Raw genomic sequence first — 17,675 nt, forward strand, 5'->3', positions numbered from 1 at the left:
GATGCCAAACCAATTAGGTGTCCAAGCGGGAATAAATGGCGTCAGAGCAGAAGGATGCTGTACTCCGAAGGAGGACCAGCTTCCGCAGAAGATGAGCGTTCCACCAAGGAAAGTCATACCCATCATCTTTCTGCCTGGAATTATGGGGTCCAATCTTCGGATGAGTGCGGAGCGTCAAGCGAGGCTTAGAAAATCCAACAATATCGCCTGGAGGCCAGATCGTACTGGAGAGGCCCTTGCAATGGTCAATGCCAACGCGGCAAGGAGACAGCTCCAACTCGACCCATTGGAGACAGAGGTCGATATATATGATCCCACGACTAACCCGACAGGGGATAGTAAAGAGACGGCCGCGAAGCGTCATGACCTGGGAAACATTAGAGTCAAGTTGAACCCAGGAGTCAAGTCGCCGCTATTGACTGACGATCCAATTGGAGCACCGAACCCCAAAACTAAAGAAATGAAAGCTAAAGAGCGAGGGTGGGGCGAAGTGTACTTTGGCAGCTATAGGGAAATTTTAGAAGTTTGCGAAGAGGCGTTCAATCAACCTTGGCTTACGACTCATTGGGCCAAGATATTTGGTAAAAATCCGACGGAATGGGGAGCGGTGTCGCAGCCAGCATTAAAGGCTTTAGTGGAGAAAGAGCATAAAGATGCCGTCGCTGGTTGCTGGTTTCCTGTCCATGCTATGGGTTACAACTGGCTGCAATCTAGTGGAATTTCGGCAAAAATTTTGAGTGGAAGAATTAGAGAGCTAATTAAAAAATATCAGGCGCAGACGTATCAATGTGAAAAAGTAATATTGATGACCCATTCGATGGGTGGATTGGTTGCACGGGCATTGATCCATCCAAAAGTGGGCGGTTTGGGGGCTGAAGTATTGGGTATTGTGCATGGTGTTATGCCGGCAATCGGTGCACCTGCCGCATATAAACGCATGCGCTCCGGTTTCGAAGAGGCTTTTGGCGGCCTTGACCCTGCGCCTAAAGTGCTGGGAAATTTCGGCTCGGAAGTGACTGCAGTGCTGGGTAACGCACAAGGCGGTCTTGAACTATTGCCGAATAAGGTTTATGGAAACGGATGGCTTGAGATAAGACAGAACGGAACACTATTGCATAGTCTTCCAAAGTCAAACAACCCGTACAGTGAAATTTATAGATTACGTGGGAAGTGGTTCAATCTTCTGCGGGAGGATTGGCTTAATCCTGCTGAGCTTCCTGACTGTGGTTTTGATAATACATGTGATTTATTACGAGGTGCGGAAGAGTTTCATGATGCTATTCGTGATGCGTATCACTCACTTAGCTATGCCCATTACGGAGCCGATCCGGCAAGGCAGTCTTGGGAACGGGTGGTTTGGAATTTGGACAAGAAGAAAAATTCTGCCAGTTGGCAAGATTTACTTATTGTTACCGACAGTGGACATGGCGTCCTGGAATTAAATAAGACTGGCGAGGTCCCTGAAGCAAGTATTGGCTATTCAATTGATGGTGTCGAAGCGGGTTCTCCTAGTATTCCGGGTGCACTTGGCGTTTCGTTGGGTAAAAGCTCTGGCCCAGGTGATCAAACCGTTCCTTTACGTTCAGCTGAAAATCAACTTCAAAGTGGAAAATTTCAAGGAGTTTTTCAACAACAGGGCTATGAACACCAATCCAGCTACAGCGATATGCGTGCTGTTCAATCAACTCTATATAGTTTAAGTAGAATAATAAGTACGATGAAATGGAGTTGACATGCTTAAATTAACCAAGGCTCCATATCGCAACATAGTTCTAATTTTTACGGCCTTTCTATTTTCATTATTTTTTCTTACTTTCCTAAAGAAAGCAAATGGAGATAACATGCTACCGACATCTTCGCGCATTAATCAGCTTTTCGAAAAAACCAAGACGATTTGCGTGGGCAGGTTCCTGATAGATGTTCCACAGGAGTCGGAAGTAGTTTACGGCCCCACTTATCTTCCTTGGCAAATCACTGCCTATCCAGGTAAGGGCGATAGTATTGATATGATCGTCGCCGAACGGCTAAGCGAACTGGACGCGGAAAAGGCATGGGCGAGTGGCCCCTTGGCCGATGAAGACTCTTCCGTAGGTAAGATGCTCAACGGGACAATGCCGAGTCAAAAAATCATCTTCGGTGTTAGCAAAGGAAGTAGCCGCATCTATAGAATTGACTCATATGTAAAGGTGAACGGTGATTTGTTCATTCAAAAAGCTAATCCGATTTCTTCAAAAAGGGACGCGACCGTACGTGGACTAAACGCTATTGCTGCATCGCTTCGTTCAAGAGGGGAACTTGAAATTCCTACGCAACCGGGCGTATGCATTGAAGCTGGATTTGTCAGTGATTCCGACATTTCAGGTCCTGAGGCGTTAAACATAGGAGTCAGGCTGTCTGAATTCCCTGATGTGCACCTTTCGCTTTCTGTCACAAAGAAAAATGTTCGTGTGGAGTCCGATGCGTTGGAACCTCGGTTGCGGCAAGCTGAGGAGACAGCAAGTCATTCGGGAAATGCAGCGTGGTACTCGCACATCAAAACACTTCGTCGTGGACGGCGTCAAATTGGCAAGTGGCATGGCTTTGAAATGCTGGCGCGGAAGCCTGCGCAGGCAGAGGAAGGGGAGTCGCACGAGTTCGTATTTGTGAGTCAGGGCGAACCTAAAAATTCATTGTTGCCTGTTCTCGAAATTGAGTTCCACACCGGCGTCAAAGAAAACCGTATCGGCGGGACCAAGCCAAGCGTCAGTGACGATGAAGCAGTCGCCATATGGGATAGGCTCACCACATCCATCCGCGTTCGCCCCACAGTTGCTCAGTGACGGGTGTTAGTTTAACGTCGAGGAAGTCTATATGCCAAACGTCATCCGCGTCGGCGATCCTACATCGCACGGCGGCAGTGTCCTTAGCAGCAGCGTCGCCCATTTTACTGTTGAGGGAAAATCTGTCGTCGTCGTTGGCGACAAATGCAGTTGCCCCATCAATGGCCATCAGAATTGCACGGTTGCGAGTGGCAGCGCGACTCATACGGTGAATGGCAAGGCGGTAGCGTATGACGGTGATAAGACCTCGTGCGGTGCGACGCTTATGTCGACGATCGCTACTTTCTCGTCGAGTTGACTTTGTTCCATTTTTATGTGGCTCATCGTTCCGAACGGAATTTTCAAAGCAATGTCCTGCGGTCACATTCAAGGCTCTTATATTGCAATTGGCTGCGGCAGCAGATTCCTGCCCTCGACCAGCATCTGCTCGAAGGCCGCCACCGGCACCGGCTGGCTGAAGTAATAGCCCTGGATCTCATCGCAGCCGTTGCGCCGCAGGTAGTCCAGCTGCGCCTCGCTCTCCACGCCTTCCGCGATCACCCGCAGCTTGAGGTTGTGCGCCAGCGCGATGATCGACACCACGATGGCCGCCTCGTCGTCGGCGCCGATGTCGCTGACGAAGGAGCGGTCTATCTTCAGCACATCGATCGGGAACTTGCGCAGGTAGGAGAAGCTGGAGTATCCCGTGCCGAAATCGTCGATCGACAAGGCCAGCCCCAGCGCCTTGAGCTTGTGCAGCAACTCCACCGCCAGCGCCACGTCGTTCATGAACAGGCCCTCGGTCAGCTCGATGTCCAGGCAGGACGGCGGCAAGCCGGTCTGCTCCAGCACCTCCGCGATCGACGCCAGCAGGTTGGGCTCGCCGAACTGGCGCGGCGACAGGTTGACCGCGATCCGCAGCGGCCCATGCCCGGCATCCTGCCAGGCCTTGGCCTGCGCGCAGGCGGTGGCCAGCACCCAGGCGCCGATCGGCACGATCAGGCCGGTCTCCTCGGCCAGGCCAATGAAGCGGTGGGGCGTCACCATGCCCAGCTCGGGATGCTGCCAGCGGATCAGCGCCTCCATGCCGACGATGCGGCCGCTGCGCAGGTCCACCTGCGGCTGGTAGTGCAGCACGAACTCGTCGCGCTCGAGCGCGCTGCGCAGCGCGGTCTCGATGCGCACCCGCTCCAGCGCTTCCTCGTTCATGGCCGGCTGGTAGAACTGCGTATTGTTGCGGCCCAGCTTCTTGGCGCGGTACATGGCGATGTCCGCGTGTTCGATCAGGCGCTGCGCCGGCGTGCCGTCCGGATCGTAGATCGCCACGCCGATCGAGCAGGTGACGAAGAACTCCTTCCCCTCCAGCAGCACCGGCTGCGCCACCGCCCGCATGATGCGGTGCGTGATGTCCAGCGACAGCGCCTCGTCCGGGTATTCGGTCAGGATGGCGACGAATTCGTCGCCGGACAGGCGCGCCACGGTATCGCTCTCGCGCACGCTGTCCTGCAGCCGTTGGGCCACGGTCTTGAGCAGCAGGTCGCCGGCCTTGTGGCCCAGGCTGTCGTTGACGAACTTGAAGCGGTCGAGGTCGATCAGCATCACCCACAGCGGGATGCCGCTGCGGTTGGCGAAGGCGGCCGCCTGCGTCAGCCGGTCTTGCAGCAGCACGCGGTTGGGCAGGCCGGTCAGCACGTCGTGGTGGGCGATGTGGTGGATGCGCTGCTCGGACAGCTTGCGCTCGGTGATGTCGGTGCCGGTGCCGCGATAGCCCTTGAACCCGCCGTCCTTGTCGAACAGCGGTTCGCCGCTGATGCTGAACCAGTGCTGCTGGCCGTCGGTGCCGGGCAGCGCGTAGTCGAAGTTGAGGAAGGGCAGGTGGGCTTCCAGCAGCGCGATATGGTCCTGGCCCCAGCGCGCCTGCAACATTTGCGGATGGTGTTCCCAGCGCGTCTTGCCGATGAAGCTGTCCGGGTCCTGCTTGCCCTTGTCGAAGAAGCCGCCGGTGATGCTGGTGAAGCGGAATTGCGCATCCTGCTCCCAATACCAGTCGGACGACAGCGCCAGCAGGCGGCGGAAGCGCAGCTCGCTTTCCTGCAAGGCCTCCTCGGTGCGCTTGCGGGCGGCGACGTCTTCGTTCAGCAGCTCATTGCTCAATTGCAGGGCGCGGGTGCGCTCCTCGACCAGCCCCTGCACCCGCACCGAGCGGCGCGCCAGCGAGTTGACGAAGGCCGCCGTCAACAGCGAGAACAGCAGGCCGCCGATCGAGGTCGACAGCGAACCCAGGTGGCTGGCCAGGAAGGGCCGCGGCAGCGGCGTCACCTGCACGTGCCAGGCCTTGCCGGCCGCGCTGAAGGTGCTGGTGTAGAGGTCGTGGTAGTCGAAGGCCAGCCAGCGCTGCAAGGGCTTGGCGGCCGCCGTCTGCTCGTCCGGCTGGCCGAGGCTGAAGATCAGGTTGTCCGGCCGGACGTCGTCGCCGACGTAGACCCGCACCACCAGCGAGGCGTCGTCCAGCAGGTCGGCGCCATGCAGGATTTTGTGGATCAGGTCGGTGGAACGGATGACGGCGCCGGTATTGCCTATCCAGGCCGCGCGCCGCTGCGCCGCCGTGGCCGTTTGCGCGCCGGGGCGGTAGACCGGCATCAGCAGCACGAAGCCCTTCTGGTTGCCGCGTTCCTGTTGCAGCCGCAGCAGCGGCGTGGCCATGATGGCGCCGGCCGCCACGGCCTGGTTGATGATGTTGGACATCGGCCCCAGCGACATCACGTCCAGTCCGAACGCCGCCTCGTTGCCTTGCAGCGGTTCCAGATAGTCGACGATCGCATGCTGCGGCCGCGACGACAGCGGCAGGTGGCCGCCGTCGAACATGCTGTAGCCGGGATATTGGTTTTGCAGCGCGGCCGTATAACGGCCTGCCTCTTCGTCGTTCAGCACGCGGTGGTAGTTGAAAGCTTGCACAAAAGGATAACGCGCCAGCAGCGGCCGGGTGAAGTCGCCGAACTGTTCGCGGTTGACCGGGCCCACCGATTTGATCAGGTCGTTGAGGATGGTGACCAGTTCCAGTGTGTCGTCCAGGCCGCGGCGGATGGCGGCCGCCCGTACCTGCGCGCGCTGCTGGAAACTGAGTTCCATCTTGCCGTATTCCAGCGCGCTGACCGCCACGAACAGCATGCCGGTGACCGCCATCCCGGTGACCAGTGTCAGCGTCGCGGCCAGCGAGAACGGCGGTGGCTTGGGGAACAGCGGCATGCGGCGCTTTCTGGGTGGGGACGGCAGGGCTTGCAGTTGAATCTAGTGTGTCATAACTCATGCCTTTGCGACAGTTATTTGGGCCGTTGGCACTGGTTAGATTGTCTTATGCAAGCCACGGTCCGGGGCTGGATTGATGTTATATTGCCATGTCCCCGGCCCTGCAGGAGCACCGACCATGAAAGCCGCTCATGTCGTCACCCGCCGCAGCTTTCTGGCGCAGATCGCCCGTCGCGGCGGCGCCGCGGCCGCGTTCGCCGCGCTCGACGCCTTGGGCTGCGCCAGCCTGGCCTGGGGCGAGGACCTGGCCTACCGGGGGCCGCCGGCGCTGCCCGGCGGACTGGGCAGGGGCAAGCGCGTCGCCATCCTCGGCGCCGGCGTGGCCGGGCTGACGGCGGCCTACCAGCTGGGCAAGGCCGGTTTCGCGTGCACGGTGCTGGAGGCGCGCCATCGTCCCGGCGGCCGCAGCTGGACCATCCGCGGCGGCGACCGTTTCGAGCAGAGCGACGGCGTGCAGCAGGCGCGCTGGCCCAAGGCGCCGCATCTCTACCTCAATCCCGGTCCGGCGCGCATCTCGCACCACCACCGCGCGGTGCTGGGCTATTGCCGCGAGTTCGGCGTGCCGCTGGAAATCATGATGAACGACGATCGCGCCGCCTTGCTGCAGGACGACGGCGCCTTCGGCGGCAAGCCGGTGCAGGCGCGCCAGGTGCTGGGCGACACGCGCGGCCATTTCGGCGAGCTGCTGGGCAAGGCTGTCTCCACCGGCAGGCTGGACCAGGAACTGAGCCGGCAAGATCGGGAGCGCCTGCTCGGCGCCATCGCCAGCTTCGGCGATTTGCAGCGCGACGGCCGTTACACCGGCAGCGCGCGCAGCGGCTACAGCGCCACGCCGGCGCCGGGCCGGCCGCACGGCGCGGTGCGCGCGCCGCTGCCGCTGGACGAGCTGTTGCGGGCCGACTTCTGGCAGTTCAAGGCGACCTTCGCCGAAGACTTCGACCAGGCCGGCACCATGCTGCAACCGGTGGGCGGCATGGACCGCTTTCCGATGGCGTTCGCCAAGCGGGTAGGGCAGGTGATCCGCTACGACACGCTGGTCGACGAAATCCGCAAGACGGCGCAGGGCGCGCGCGTGGTCTGCCGTCGCGGCGGCGGCGCCCGCACCGTGATCGACAGCGATTATGTGATCTGCACCCTGCCGCTGTCGGTGTTGCGCGGCATCCCCAACGATTTCGCGCCGGCCTACCGGCAAGCCATCGCCGAGGTCGAGTATGCGCGCTCGGCCAAGACCGCCTTCTACGCGCCGCGCCGCTTCTGGGAGCAGGACGACGGCATCTACGGCGGCCTGTCGTGGACCAGCCGCGACGTCACGCAAATCCTCTATCCCTCGCAAGGTATCGGCCAGGCCGACGGCGTGCTGGTCGGCTCCTACAGCTTCGGCGCTTTTCCCGGCGACGACATGGGCCAGTTCCCGCTGGCCGAGCGCATCGAGAAGGCGCTGGCGGCGGGCGAGGCGATCCACCCCGGCTACCGCCGCATGGTGCGCGACGGCGTCAATATCGCCTGGCCCAAGGTGCCGTACAGCCTGGGCTCCTGGGCCGAGTGGAAGCCGGAGCAGTACGACACCGTCTACCAGTTGCTGCAACAGCCGGACGGCCCGATCTACTTCGCCGGCGAGTACCTGGGCTACCTCAGTTCGTGGCAGGAGGGCGCGGTGCTGTCGGCCCACCACGTGATCGAACAATTGGCGGCGCGGGTGCGCGCCTGATTTTTTCCTGAAAGGTTGAACATGAAATTGATCCCTGCCGTTTCTCTGCTGCTGGCCGCGCTGGTCGCCTTGCCGGCCGCCGCCCAGCTCAAAGTCCAGCACCTGCAGAGCGCCGACAGCGGCATCGCCAGCGCCGTGTGGGCCGGCGACACGCTGTACGTCTCGGGCAAGTTGGCCAGGTCGTTCGACGGCGACACCAAGGCGCAGACGGCCGACGTGCTCAGGCAGTTCGAGACCACGCTGCGCGAGCAGGGCCTGGGCATGGGCGACGTGGTGCAGATGCGGGTCTACCTGGTGGCGGACGCCGCCGGCAAGCTGGATTTCGCCGGCATGAACGAAGCCTACAAGGATTACTTCGGCACGCCGGCCCAGCCCAACAAGCCGGCCCGCGCCACGGTGCAGGTGGCGGCGCTGGTGGTGCCCAAGGCGCTGGTGGAGATCGAAGTGGTGGCGGTGCGCGGCCTGCCGGTCAAAAAATAGGCGGCTGGATCAAGCCGGGCCGCCCCAGCGCAGGCGCAGCACGATCCAGTGCGCCAGCAGCCGGTTGAACAGGGAGAAGCCGAGGCCGTGGCTGCGCGCCACCCTTTGCTGCATGGCCAGCGCCGGCGACGGCTTGCCGCCCTTGACCGCGAACAGGATGCGGTTGTTGCCGGCGATGCCGCGGAACCAGCAGATGCGGCCCTGGAAGGTCTCGCGCAGGCGCCGCAGCATGGGGCCGTACTGCGGATCGTAGCTGAAGATATTGGCCACCATCACGCCGCCGGGCCGCAGCGCGCGGCGGCAGTCGGCGTAGAAGGCGGCGCTGCCCAGCGCCGGCGGCAGGCCTTCGGCGTCGAAGCCGTCCACCAGCAGCACGTCGGCGGCGCCGGCCAGGCCGGCCATGTATTCGGTGGCGTCGGCCTGGATGATGCGGAAACGCGCGTTGTCGCCCGGTATGGCGAACTGCTCGCGCAGCGCGATCACGTCGGCGCGCAGCTCGAGCACGGTGATGCGGCTGTGCGGCAGGTAGCGGTAGCAGAACTTGGCCAGCGAGCCGCCGCCCAGTCCGACCATGACGATGTGCTCCGGCCTGGGATGGAACAGCACGAAACACATCATCGCGCGCGCATAGCTGAGCACCAGCTCGTCCGGCCGCGACAGCCGCATCTCGCTCTGGACCATGCCGGGCTGGAATTCGAGCGAGCGCTTGTCGCCGCGCGTATGCACTTGCGGCAGGTGGGAAGACGGGGGGACGGTCATATTGTGGATTTGCAAGGTCAATTTATAGTAGCATGCCGGCCAGTAAGCCACATTGCATTTACAGAAGCAACATTTGTAGGTACATTGGCGATAGCATAGGCCAGCCCCTCCCGGCGGCCCCCTTGGAGACAGAGACGATGTTTTTAGACCACCCAACGCTTACCGCCACCAACAGCTTCACCGAACCTGACCGCATGGAGCGCCTGCTGCGCGTGTATGGCTACGTGGCGGCGCTGGCCGACGTGGCCGGCAAGCCGGCCTTTATCGAAAAAGTCAGCCAGCTGCACGACCACAAGGGCACGCTGATCGTGTTCTGGCACGACGCCCCGACCGACGACGAGAAAGCCTATTTCTCCCAGGCCTGGGCCAGCAAGATGGGCGACGGCAGCACCAACGTCGAGCACGAGGTCTGACCCGCCGCAGGTCATGGATATAAAAACCTTGGTACTGGCGCTGGCGCTGGGCAATCTGAGCCTGTGCGCGGCGCTGTTCTTTTTTGAGCAGCAGCGGCGCCGCGACGGCCTGCCGTCGGCCGCCGCCACCTGGGGCATGGCCAAGCAGTGCCAGGCCGTGGCCTGGGGCCTGCTGTTCCTGCGCGGCACCCTGCCGGACTTCCTGACCATCCCCTTCGCCAACGCCTTGCTGTTCGCCGGCTTCGCGCTGGACGCCTCGGCCCTGTGGGAGCAGGCCGGGCGCCGCGTGTGGCGGCGCTTTCTGCTGCCGGCGCTGGGCGCGGCGATCGGCGTGTTCACCGGCGCCTGGCTGCTGGAGCTGCCGGCCGCCGAACGCATCGCCATCGCCTCGCTGAGCATCGGTTTCTTCTTCATCGCCGGCGCCGCCGCGCTGGGCCGCGGCTGGAGCGCCGCCAGCTTGCTGCGGCGCTACCTGGTGCTGTCCGCGCTGCTGCTGGCGCTGGCCGTGATGGCGCGCGGCCTGCTGACGGCGCTGTTGCCGGACGGCCGGGGCTGGGTCAGCCCGGCCATCATCCAGGGCGTCGGCATCGCCGCGCTGTACCTGATGATGCTGAGCAACGCTTTCGGCTACCTGCTGCTGACCCGTGAGCGGCAACAGGCCGAGCTGGCGCGGCTGGAGGTGGTCGACGCCCTGACCGACGTGCCCAACCGGCGCGGCTTCTACCAGACGCTGACGCCGTGGATCGCGCTGGCGCGCCGGCCCGGCATGCCGACCTCGCTGATCGTCCTGAACCTCGACCATTTCAAGCGCGTCAACGACAACTACGGCCATCCGGTGGGCGACCTGGTGCTCAAGGCCATGGTCGACGTCTGCAAAAAACAACTGCGCGACAGCGACCTGATGGGCCGGCTGGGCGGCGCCGAATTCGCCATCCAGCTGCCGCGCACCTCGCTGGAGGATGCGCTGACGGTGGCCGAACGCATCCGCAACGCCGTCGCCGCGCAGCCGGTGAAGGCGGAAAAAGCCGTCATCAACATGACCGCCAGCCTGGGCGTGACCACCATCCGCGCCGACGACAGCACCGTCAGCCTGTTCAAGCGCGCCGACGAGGCGCTGCAGCAGGCCAAGCAGGCCGGCCGCAACCGCGTGGTCGAAGCGCAAACCGGCGCCGGAACGCTGGAAGCCTGAATTGCTACACCGCTGTCATCAGCAGGTAACAAACTGCGCCTATCGTGATTATAATCATGTAAATCGTTTAGTTTGATTCACCCGCGAGCCTTCGTTGCCGTTTGCCGAGAGAGGCTTCCAAATATGTACGCAGCAGTAGATCTGGGTTCCAACAGTTTTCGCCTTCACATCGGCAAGCATGACGGGGAGGCGATCCGCGTCCTGAAGTCCGTGCGCGAGCCGATCCGCCTGGCCGCAGGGCTGGACGACAAGGGCAACCTGACCCCCGCCGCCATGCAGACCGCGCTGGCCTGCCTGAAAAACTTCCGCACCGTGCTGGCCGCCTACCAGCTCGATGGCGTGCGCGTGGTGGCCACGTCGGCCATGCGGGTGGCGCGCAATTCGGCCGCCTTCCTGCCCGAAGCCGAACTGGCGATCGGCTATCCGATCGAAATCATCTCCGGCGAAGAGGAGGGGCGCCTGATCTACATGGGCGTGGCCAACGCGCTGGCGCTGGCGGGCGAACGGCGGCTGGTGATCGACATCGGCGGCGGCTCCACCGAGTTGATACTGGGGCGCGGCCAGGAAATCGAACGGGTCGAATCGTTCAGCGTCGGCACGGTCAAGCAAAGCCTGTCGTTCTTCATCGGCGGCCGGGTCGACGCCGCCTCCTACGAGGCGGCCATCCTGTCGGCGCGCAGCCATTTCGAGGACGCGGCGCCGCCTTACCATCCGCAGTTCTGGAAGCAGTGCTACGGCTCCTCCGGCACCGCCCGCACCATCGCCGACATCATCGTCAAGAACGGCATCGGCCGCGAAGTCAATATCGACACGCTCAACGCGCTCAAACAGCGCTTCATCGAATTCGGTCACGTCAGCCGGATCGAGATGGCCGGCCTGCGCCCGGACCGCGCCGGCACCATCATCGGCGGCCTGGCGATCCTGATCGGCCTGGTGCACGAGCTGGATATCCCGGTGGTGAACCCGATCGAGGCCGGCCTGCGCATGGGGGTGATGTGGGACTTGCACCTGCGTTCGACCAAGCGTGACCGCCGCGAACAATCGGTGCAGGCCTGCCTGCTCAGGTTCCATTGCGACGAGCGGCGCGCCAACCGCGTGGCCGACGACGCGCTGGCCCTGTACATGCAGACCAAGCCGGCCGGCGAGCAGTACTCGCGCCACCTGTACTGGAGCGCGCTGCTGCACGAGATGGGCATGGTGGTGTCGCACACCGGCTACCACAAGCACGCCGCCTACATGATCGAGAACGCCGACCTGCCGGGCTTCACGGCGCGCGAGCAGAAGACCATGGCGCGCCTGATCTCCGCCCACAAGGGCAACCTGCGCAAGGTGGCCGACGCGCTGGCGGAGCCGGACTTCGTCAAGGCGGTGGTGGCGCTGCGGCTGGCGGTGCTGTTCATGCACTCGCGCATGGACATCGACTTCACGCTGATCAAGCTGCGCATGAAAAACCGCATCGAGCTGGAAATCCGCCGCGAATGGATAGGCGACCATCCAACCCTGTCCTACTGGCTGGAGAAGGAACAGGAGCAATGGGATGAAGTTGGGGTAGACTTCAGCATACGCACCATCGGCTAAACTCTGGGGAGGGCTATGACGAAGGACCGCATCTATCGCAGCTGGACGGGCGTTTGTGCGTTGCTGGCGTTGTCGGTGGTGGCGCCGGCCGGCGCCGCCGGCAAGCAGGAAACCGTGACCCTGTGCTTCGAGCAGCAGGACGTGCGCCCATGGCGCACCGAGCAGGGTGGCGGCCTGAATTTCGCGTTGCTCAAGATGGTCGAACAGCGGCTCGACCTGCGCTTCGATTACCAGAGCATTCCATGGAAACGCTGCCTGGCCGAACTCAAGGCCAACGCCGTCGACGGCGCCTTCGCCGTCAGCTACAAGCCGGACCGGCGCGAACTGGGCGAATACCCCGGCGGCCAGCAGGTCGACGCCAGCAAACGCATGCATATCGATAGCTACGTCGTGGTGCGCAAAAAAGGCAGCAAGGTCGAATGGGACGGCAAGAGCTTCCGCAACCTCGATGGCGCCATCGGCTTCCAGCTTGGCTACTCGGTGGGCGACGTGCTGCGCGCGCAGAATGTCGAGGTGGACGAGGGCAGCCAGCGCGCCGACGAACTGGCGCGCAAAGTGATCGCCGGCCGGGTGGCGGCGGCGGCGATCGGCGGCAGCGACGCCCACGGCCTGATGAACGGGCCGTTGGCGCCGCAGCTGGAGGAGCTACCCATCCCCATCATCGAAAAGCCCTATTTCCTGATCCTGTCGCACGGCATGCTGGCGGCGCGGCCGCAACTGGCGGAGCGCATCTGGCACGCCATCGAGGACGCCCGCAACAGCGCGGCCTACCGCAAGCTGGCAGCGGCCGAAGGAGTCCGTCATTGATGCGCTGGATCCGGTGCGCAATCCTGCGCTGAACGGCGGCGGCCCGCTGGCGCGCCTGCGCCGCGCGTGGCGCCGCAACATCCTGCTGCGGCTGGGCTTTGGCATCTTCGTGGCGGTGGCCGTGTCCACCGCCATCTACACCACCTACGTGATGCAGACGCTCAGGAGCGAGGCCGAACAAAATGTCCGCGAACGCGCCGAACGGCTGGCGGCGGTGCTGTCGCAGGCGCTGGCGCGGCCGCTGTTCGACATCAACGGCGCGGCCGTCTCCAGCGTGGTCGACGCCTCCGGCGCCACGCCGGAAGTGCTGGTGCTGCGGGTGCTGGCGCCCAACGGCGCGGAGCTGGCCAGCTATGTCTCGCCGCTGCGCGAACCGGTGGCGGCGATCAAGGTGCATCGCGACATCAGCTTCACCGACGCCCGCCGCAGCTATCCGGTCGGCTCGATCGACCTGGCCTTCTCGCGCCAGCAGATCGACCAGGACCTGCGGCGCCAGATCTACAACACGGTGGCCGCCAACCTGCTGCTGGCGCTGGCTATCGTGCTGTCGATCCTGGTGGTCGGGCGGCGCGCGGCGCGGCCGTTCGCCGACATCCAGACCGGCCTGGAAAAGCTGACGCGCGGCGAGACCGACATCAAGCTGTCCGGCATCGGCCGCGAAGACCAGGTGGGCCGCCTGTCCGGCGCCGTGCTGCGCTTTCGCGACACCTTGACCCGGCTGCGCGACGCCGAGCAGGAACTGCGCGAATTGAACAGCGACCTGGAACTGCGCATCGCCGCCCGCACCGGGGAGCTGACCAGCTCCATGCAGCAGCTGGGCGACAGCCAGGCCAAGCTGCAAACCATCCTCGACACCGCGCTCGATGCGGTGGTGCGCATGGACCTGGCGGGCCGCATCGTCGGCTGGAACGCGCAGGCCGAGCAGATCTTCGGCTGGAGCCGCGACGAGGCGCTGGGGCTGGAGCTGGACAAGACCATCATCCCGGCGCGCTACCGCTACGACCACCGGCGCGGCATGCAGCGCTACCTGGCCGGCGGCGCCGCCCCGGTGCTCGATGCGCGCATCGAGGTGGTGGCCTTGCGCCGCAACGGCGATGAGTTCCCGATCGAGCTGGCGATCACCCAGGTCAGGTCGGAAGGGCAGGACAGCTACGAGTTCTGCGCCTTCATCCGCGACATCAGCGACCGCCGCGAGCGCGAGCAAAAGCTGGTCAACGCCAACGTGGCGGCGGAGGCGGCCAATATCGCCAAGTCCGAGTTCCTGGCCAATATGAGCCACGAGATCCGCACGCCGATGAGCGCCGTGATCGGCATGGCCTACCTGGCGCTGCGCACCGAGATGTCGCCCAAGCAGCACGACTACATCAGCAAGATCCATCGCGCCGCCTTGTCGCTGCTGGGCATCATCAACGACATCCTGGATTTCTCGAAGATCGAGGCGGGGCGGCTGGAGGTGGAGGCGATCCCGTTCGCATTGGAGGATGTGCTGGCCCATGTCTCCAGCGTGACGGCGCAGCGCGCCGCCGACAAGCACCTGCGCTACCTGGTCTCGACCGCGCCCGAGGTGCCGCGCTATCTGGTGGGCGACCCGCTGCGCCTGGGCCAGGTGCTGGTCAACCTGGCCAACAACGCGGTCAAGTTCACCGCCGAGGGCGAGCTGGAATTGCGCTGCGTAGCCACTCATATCGACGCCAGTGAAGGCAAGGCCACGCTGCGCTTCACGGTGCGCGACACCGGCATCGGCATGAGCCAGCAGCAGAAGGCGAAGCTGTTCCACGCCTTCAGCCAGGCCAACGGTTCGACCACGCGCCACTACGGCGGCACCGGACTGGGACTGTCGATCTCGCAGCAACTGGTGCGACTGATGGGCGGACGCATCGAGGTCGAGAGCGAGCCGGATCAGGGCGCGAGCTTCCATTTCGAGCTTCAGTTCACGTTGTCCGACGTGGCGGCGGTGGCGGTGCAGGCGGCCGTGCACCAGGGGCCGGTGGGCGACCTGATGCTGCAGGCTTCGCCGGGCCGGGCGGCGCGCGTGCTGCTGGCCGAGGATAGCCCGGACAACCAGGACGTGACGGTGGAGCTGCTGGAGTTGCAGGGCATCGTGGTCGACGTGGTGGCCAACGGCCGCGAGGCGCTGGACCGCTTGCAGGCCGCCGTTCCCGGCAGCTACGACCTGGTGCTGATGGACCTGGGCATGCCGGTGATGAACGGCCACGAAGCCACGCGCCTGCTGCGCCAGGACAGCCGTTTCAGCGAGCTGCCGGTGGTCGCGCTGACCTCCCACGCGCTGGCCGGCGTGGAGGCGCGCTGCATGGAAGAGGGCATGCAGGACTACATCACCAAACCGGTCGATCCGCAGCGCCTGTACGGCGTGCTGTCGCGCTGGCTGGGGGTGTCGATGAAGACGATCCCGCCGCTGCCGCCGCGCGCCGATGCCGGTCAGGTCGATCCGCAACTGGCGCTGGCCGAACTGTGCGCGCTGCTGGCGGACTTCAGCGGCGACAGCGTGGATTATTTCGGCAGCGTGCAGGCATCGCTGGCGACGCTGCTGCCGCCGGTGACGATGACCCGTCTGGGCAGCCATATGATGCATTATGAATTCGAGGCCGCCGGAAAACTGCTGGCGGCGGTCGTGCAAGAACTGGAGAAGCCATGAACGGAAAAATCAGCCGGCCGACTATCCTGATTGTCGACGACACGCCGGACAATATCACGCTGCTGTCCAATCTTCTGAAGGACAAGTACAACACCAAGGTCGCGACCAGCGGCGCCACGGCGCTGCAGATCGTCGCGGCCTCGCCGGTGGACCTGATCCTGCTCGACATCATGATGCCGGACATGGACGGCTTCGAGACTTGCCGCCGGCTCAAGGCCGATGCGCACAGCAGTGCCATTCCGGTGCTGTTCCTGACGGCTAAAAGCCAGTCCGAGGACGAGGCCAGGGGACTGGCTTTGGGCGCTGTAGATTTCTTACGCAAACCCGTCAATCCCGACGTTTTGTTTGCCCGCGTCGCTCTGCATTTGCGCTAGGACAAGCAAAAAAACTGTAAATGATATATATTGTTTATATTGTTGATTAATAAATGGAGTTGGTATGAACAAGTCTGTCAATGGCGTGCTGAATGGTAAAGAACCGGTGCTGCCGAAAAAACCTGTTGTGAAAGCGCCTGCCAAAGCTGCCGCCAAGCCGGTGGCCAAGGCCGCGGTCAAGCCAGCCGCGCCGAAAGCCGCCGCCAAGCCAGTCGCAGCGAAGGCCGTACCTAAAGCCGCCGCCAAGCCAGCCGCCGCCAAGGCCGCGCCGAAAGCAGCACCTAAAGCAGCACCTAAAGCAGCACCTAAAGCAGCACCTAAGGCCGCCGCCAAGCCCGCGCCCAAAGCAGCCGCCAAGCCAGCCGCCAAGCCGGCCCCTAAGGCAGCGCCCAAGGCCGCCGTCAAGCCAGCGCCTAAAGCCGCGGCAGTCAAGCCGGCGCCGGTGGATGCCAACAAGGACAAAACCCGCAAGGAAAAACTGGTGCGCGACAGCTTCACCATGCCGGAGCAGGAATATGCGGTGCTCGGCCAGGTCAAGAAGGCCTGCCTGAAAGCCGGTTTCGAAATCAAGAAGAGCGAATTGCTGCGTATCGGCGTGGCCCTGATCAGCCAGATCGACCTTGCCACGCTGCAAAATGTGCTGGCAGGCCTGCCGCAACTGAAGACCGGCCGTCCAAAGAAAGCCTAATTAAAAAACAACACTTCGGCTCATGTCACGGAACTGACACCACGATGTCATTTTCTTGAAGTATTCGACCGTTACGCTTGCTTCGTCTCCCACAGAAAGGATGAAGCATGCAAACTTCGATCATACAAGCCGACGTGCGGGCAGCGTCCGGTAAGCTGGTACTCAGTATGGCAAGCACACCGGAAGAGCTGCGCGAGGTACAGCGCCTGCGCTACAAGGTGTTCATCGAAACAATGGGATTGAGTTCGCTGGTCCGCGAAGATGGACTGGACAGCGACGAATTCGACGAACACTGCGATCACCTGATCGTGCGTGATTCGAGCACGCTCAAGGTGGTGGGCACCTACCGCCTGCTGAGCGCTGCGCGCGCCCGCAAGCTGGGCCGTGTCTACGCCGAGGGCGAGTTCGACCTGGGCCGCCTGAACAACCTGCGCGGCCGCATGGTGGAGGCGGGCCGTGCCTGCATCCATCCCGACTACCGTGGCGGCAGCGTCATCATGCTGCTGTGGTCCGGCCTGGCCGAATACATGCGCCGCGAGAACTGCGATTACCTGGCCGGCTGCGCCAGCATCAGCCTGGCCGATGGCGGCCACAATGCGGTCGCCGTCTACCAGTCGCTGATCGGCGCCCACCTGGCGCCGTCCGAGTATCGCGTGACCCCGCACCTGCCGTTCCCGTTCTCGAAACTGGAAGCCGCCCAGAAGCCGCAAGTACCGCCGCTGCTGAAGGGTTACGTGCGTTCGGGCGCCTGGATTTGCGGCGAACCGGCCTGGGATCCCGATTTCGAAAGCGCCGACCTGTTCCTGCTGCTGCCGCTGGCCAACCTGGACGGCCGCTACGCCCGCCACTACGGCGTGGCTGGCGAACAGCTGGCTGCCTGAGGCAGGCCCGCCCCGTGTAGAATAAGCCGTTGTGCTTA

Annotated in this window: 15 protein-coding genes; 13 read left to right on the forward strand and 2 right to left on the reverse strand. The window is 63.2% G+C overall.

Annotation, left to right across the window (positions count from 1 at the left end; all coding sequences use genetic code 11):
* Position 1: 1 nt before the first annotated feature.
* From AC1RMD_RS13535 to AC1RMD_RS13545, 3 genes are read left to right on the forward strand one after another with little or no spacing between them, the layout of a single operon-like run.
* Positions 2–1,732 carry an esterase/lipase family protein gene (locus AC1RMD_RS13535; RefSeq protein WP_492927130.1) on the forward strand — a complete coding sequence of 577 codons (1,731 nt, stop codon included), beginning with the start codon at positions 2–4 and terminating at the stop codon, positions 1,730–1,732.
* 1 nt (position 1,733) lies between these two features.
* Positions 1,734–2,819 (forward strand): T6SS immunity protein Tli4 family protein, encoded by a 1,086-nt coding sequence (locus AC1RMD_RS13540; protein ID WP_492927131.1) that lies wholly within the window; start codon positions 1,734–1,736, stop codon positions 2,817–2,819.
* Between the two features lie 31 nt (positions 2,820–2,850).
* Positions 2,851–3,117, forward strand: coding sequence for a PAAR domain-containing protein (locus tag AC1RMD_RS13545; RefSeq protein ID WP_492927132.1), 267 nt, complete (start codon positions 2,851–2,853; stop codon positions 3,115–3,117).
* A 77-nt stretch (positions 3,118–3,194) separates the two neighbouring features.
* Here the strand turns inward: AC1RMD_RS13545 and AC1RMD_RS13550 are convergent, their stop codons facing one another.
* A complete protein-coding gene (locus AC1RMD_RS13550) occupies positions 3,195–6,044 on the reverse strand; it encodes a bifunctional diguanylate cyclase/phosphodiesterase (protein ID WP_492927133.1) in 2,850 nt (949 codons plus the stop codon).
* Between the two features lie 178 nt (positions 6,045–6,222).
* On the opposite strand from AC1RMD_RS13550, the gene AC1RMD_RS13555 reads away from it, so the two are divergent.
* Both AC1RMD_RS13555 and AC1RMD_RS13560 read left to right on the forward strand, forming a co-directional pair.
* Positions 6,223–7,812, forward strand: a complete 1,590-nt coding sequence (locus AC1RMD_RS13555; RefSeq protein WP_492927134.1) for a flavin monoamine oxidase family protein — start codon at positions 6,223–6,225, stop codon at positions 7,810–7,812.
* Between the two features lie 21 nt (positions 7,813–7,833).
* A complete protein-coding gene (locus AC1RMD_RS13560; RefSeq protein ID WP_492927135.1) occupies positions 7,834–8,292 on the forward strand; it encodes a Rid family hydrolase in 459 nt (152 codons plus the stop codon).
* 9 nt (positions 8,293–8,301) lie between these two features.
* On the opposite strand, the gene AC1RMD_RS13565 is transcribed toward AC1RMD_RS13560, so the two are convergent.
* The gene (locus tag AC1RMD_RS13565; protein ID WP_492927136.1) at positions 8,302–9,051 is read right to left on the reverse strand and encodes a spermine/spermidine synthase domain-containing protein; all 750 of its coding nucleotides are present in this window, start codon (positions 9,049–9,051) and stop codon (positions 8,302–8,304) included.
* Positions 9,052–9,188: 137 nt separating this feature from the next.
* On the opposite strand from AC1RMD_RS13565, the gene AC1RMD_RS13570 reads away from it, so the two are divergent.
* The 8 genes from AC1RMD_RS13570 (at position 9,189) to AC1RMD_RS13605 (ending at position 17,637) form a co-directional block, all read left to right on the forward strand.
* Positions 9,189–9,464, forward strand: coding sequence for a hypothetical protein (locus tag AC1RMD_RS13570; RefSeq protein ID WP_217943819.1), 276 nt, complete (start codon positions 9,189–9,191; stop codon positions 9,462–9,464).
* A 13-nt stretch (positions 9,465–9,477) separates the two neighbouring features.
* On the forward strand, positions 9,478–10,653 hold the full coding sequence (locus tag AC1RMD_RS13575) for a GGDEF domain-containing protein (RefSeq protein ID WP_492927137.1): 1,176 nt from the start codon (positions 9,478–9,480) through the stop codon (positions 10,651–10,653).
* Positions 10,654–10,776: 123 nt separating this feature from the next.
* A complete protein-coding gene (locus tag AC1RMD_RS13580) occupies positions 10,777–12,231 on the forward strand; it encodes a Ppx/GppA phosphatase family protein (RefSeq protein WP_492927138.1) in 1,455 nt (484 codons plus the stop codon).
* Positions 12,232–12,246: 15 nt separating this feature from the next.
* Positions 12,247–13,038, forward strand: coding sequence for a substrate-binding periplasmic protein (locus tag AC1RMD_RS13585; protein ID WP_492927139.1), 792 nt, complete (start codon positions 12,247–12,249; stop codon positions 13,036–13,038).
* 13 nt (positions 13,039–13,051) lie between these two features.
* Positions 13,052–15,694 (forward strand): ATP-binding protein, encoded by a 2,643-nt coding sequence (locus tag AC1RMD_RS13590; RefSeq protein ID WP_492927140.1) that lies wholly within the window; start codon positions 13,052–13,054, stop codon positions 15,692–15,694.
* Positions 15,691–16,068, forward strand: coding sequence for a response regulator (locus tag AC1RMD_RS13595; protein ID WP_492927141.1), 378 nt, complete (start codon positions 15,691–15,693; stop codon positions 16,066–16,068). Before AC1RMD_RS13590 ends, AC1RMD_RS13595 begins: the two co-directional genes overlap by 4 nt.
* Before the next feature lie 64 nt (positions 16,069–16,132).
* Positions 16,133–16,756 carry a hypothetical protein gene (locus AC1RMD_RS13600; RefSeq protein WP_492927142.1) on the forward strand — a complete coding sequence of 208 codons (624 nt, stop codon included), beginning with the start codon at positions 16,133–16,135 and terminating at the stop codon, positions 16,754–16,756.
* Positions 16,757–16,863: 107 nt separating this feature from the next.
* A complete protein-coding gene (locus tag AC1RMD_RS13605; protein WP_492927143.1) occupies positions 16,864–17,637 on the forward strand; it encodes a GNAT family N-acetyltransferase in 774 nt (257 codons plus the stop codon).
* The last annotated feature ends 38 nt before the right edge of the window (positions 17,638–17,675 follow it).

It is taken from the genome of Duganella sp. GW822-FHT06D06 (genome assembly GCF_058799615.1).

Excerpts from the sequence above, each read along its gene's own strand:
- AC1RMD_RS13535 (WP_492927130.1), top strand. The coding sequence starts at position 2 with ATGCCAAACCAATTAGGTGTCCAAGCGGGAATAAATGGCGTCAGAGCA.
- AC1RMD_RS13540 (WP_492927131.1), top strand. The coding sequence starts at position 1,734 with ATGCTTAAATTAACCAAGGCTCCATATCGCAACATAGTTCTAATTTTT.
- AC1RMD_RS13545 (WP_492927132.1), top strand. The coding sequence starts at position 2,851 with ATGCCAAACGTCATCCGCGTCGGCGATCCTACATCGCACGGCGGCAGT.
- AC1RMD_RS13550 (WP_492927133.1), bottom strand. The coding sequence starts at position 6,044 with ATGCCGCTGTTCCCCAAGCCACCGCCGTTCTCGCTGGCCGCGACGCTG.
- AC1RMD_RS13555 (WP_492927134.1), top strand. The coding sequence starts at position 6,223 with ATGAAAGCCGCTCATGTCGTCACCCGCCGCAGCTTTCTGGCGCAGATC.
- AC1RMD_RS13560 (WP_492927135.1), top strand. The coding sequence starts at position 7,834 with ATGAAATTGATCCCTGCCGTTTCTCTGCTGCTGGCCGCGCTGGTCGCC.
- AC1RMD_RS13565 (WP_492927136.1), bottom strand. The coding sequence starts at position 9,051 with ATGACCGTCCCCCCGTCTTCCCACCTGCCGCAAGTGCATACGCGCGGC.
- AC1RMD_RS13570 (WP_217943819.1), top strand. The coding sequence starts at position 9,189 with ATGTTTTTAGACCACCCAACGCTTACCGCCACCAACAGCTTCACCGAA.
- AC1RMD_RS13575 (WP_492927137.1), top strand. The coding sequence starts at position 9,478 with ATGGATATAAAAACCTTGGTACTGGCGCTGGCGCTGGGCAATCTGAGC.
- AC1RMD_RS13580 (WP_492927138.1), top strand. The coding sequence starts at position 10,777 with ATGTACGCAGCAGTAGATCTGGGTTCCAACAGTTTTCGCCTTCACATC.
- AC1RMD_RS13585 (WP_492927139.1), top strand. The coding sequence starts at position 12,247 with ATGACGAAGGACCGCATCTATCGCAGCTGGACGGGCGTTTGTGCGTTG.
- AC1RMD_RS13595 (WP_492927141.1), top strand. The coding sequence starts at position 15,691 with ATGAACGGAAAAATCAGCCGGCCGACTATCCTGATTGTCGACGACACG.
- AC1RMD_RS13600 (WP_492927142.1), top strand. The coding sequence starts at position 16,133 with ATGAACAAGTCTGTCAATGGCGTGCTGAATGGTAAAGAACCGGTGCTG.
- AC1RMD_RS13605 (WP_492927143.1), top strand. The coding sequence starts at position 16,864 with ATGCAAACTTCGATCATACAAGCCGACGTGCGGGCAGCGTCCGGTAAG.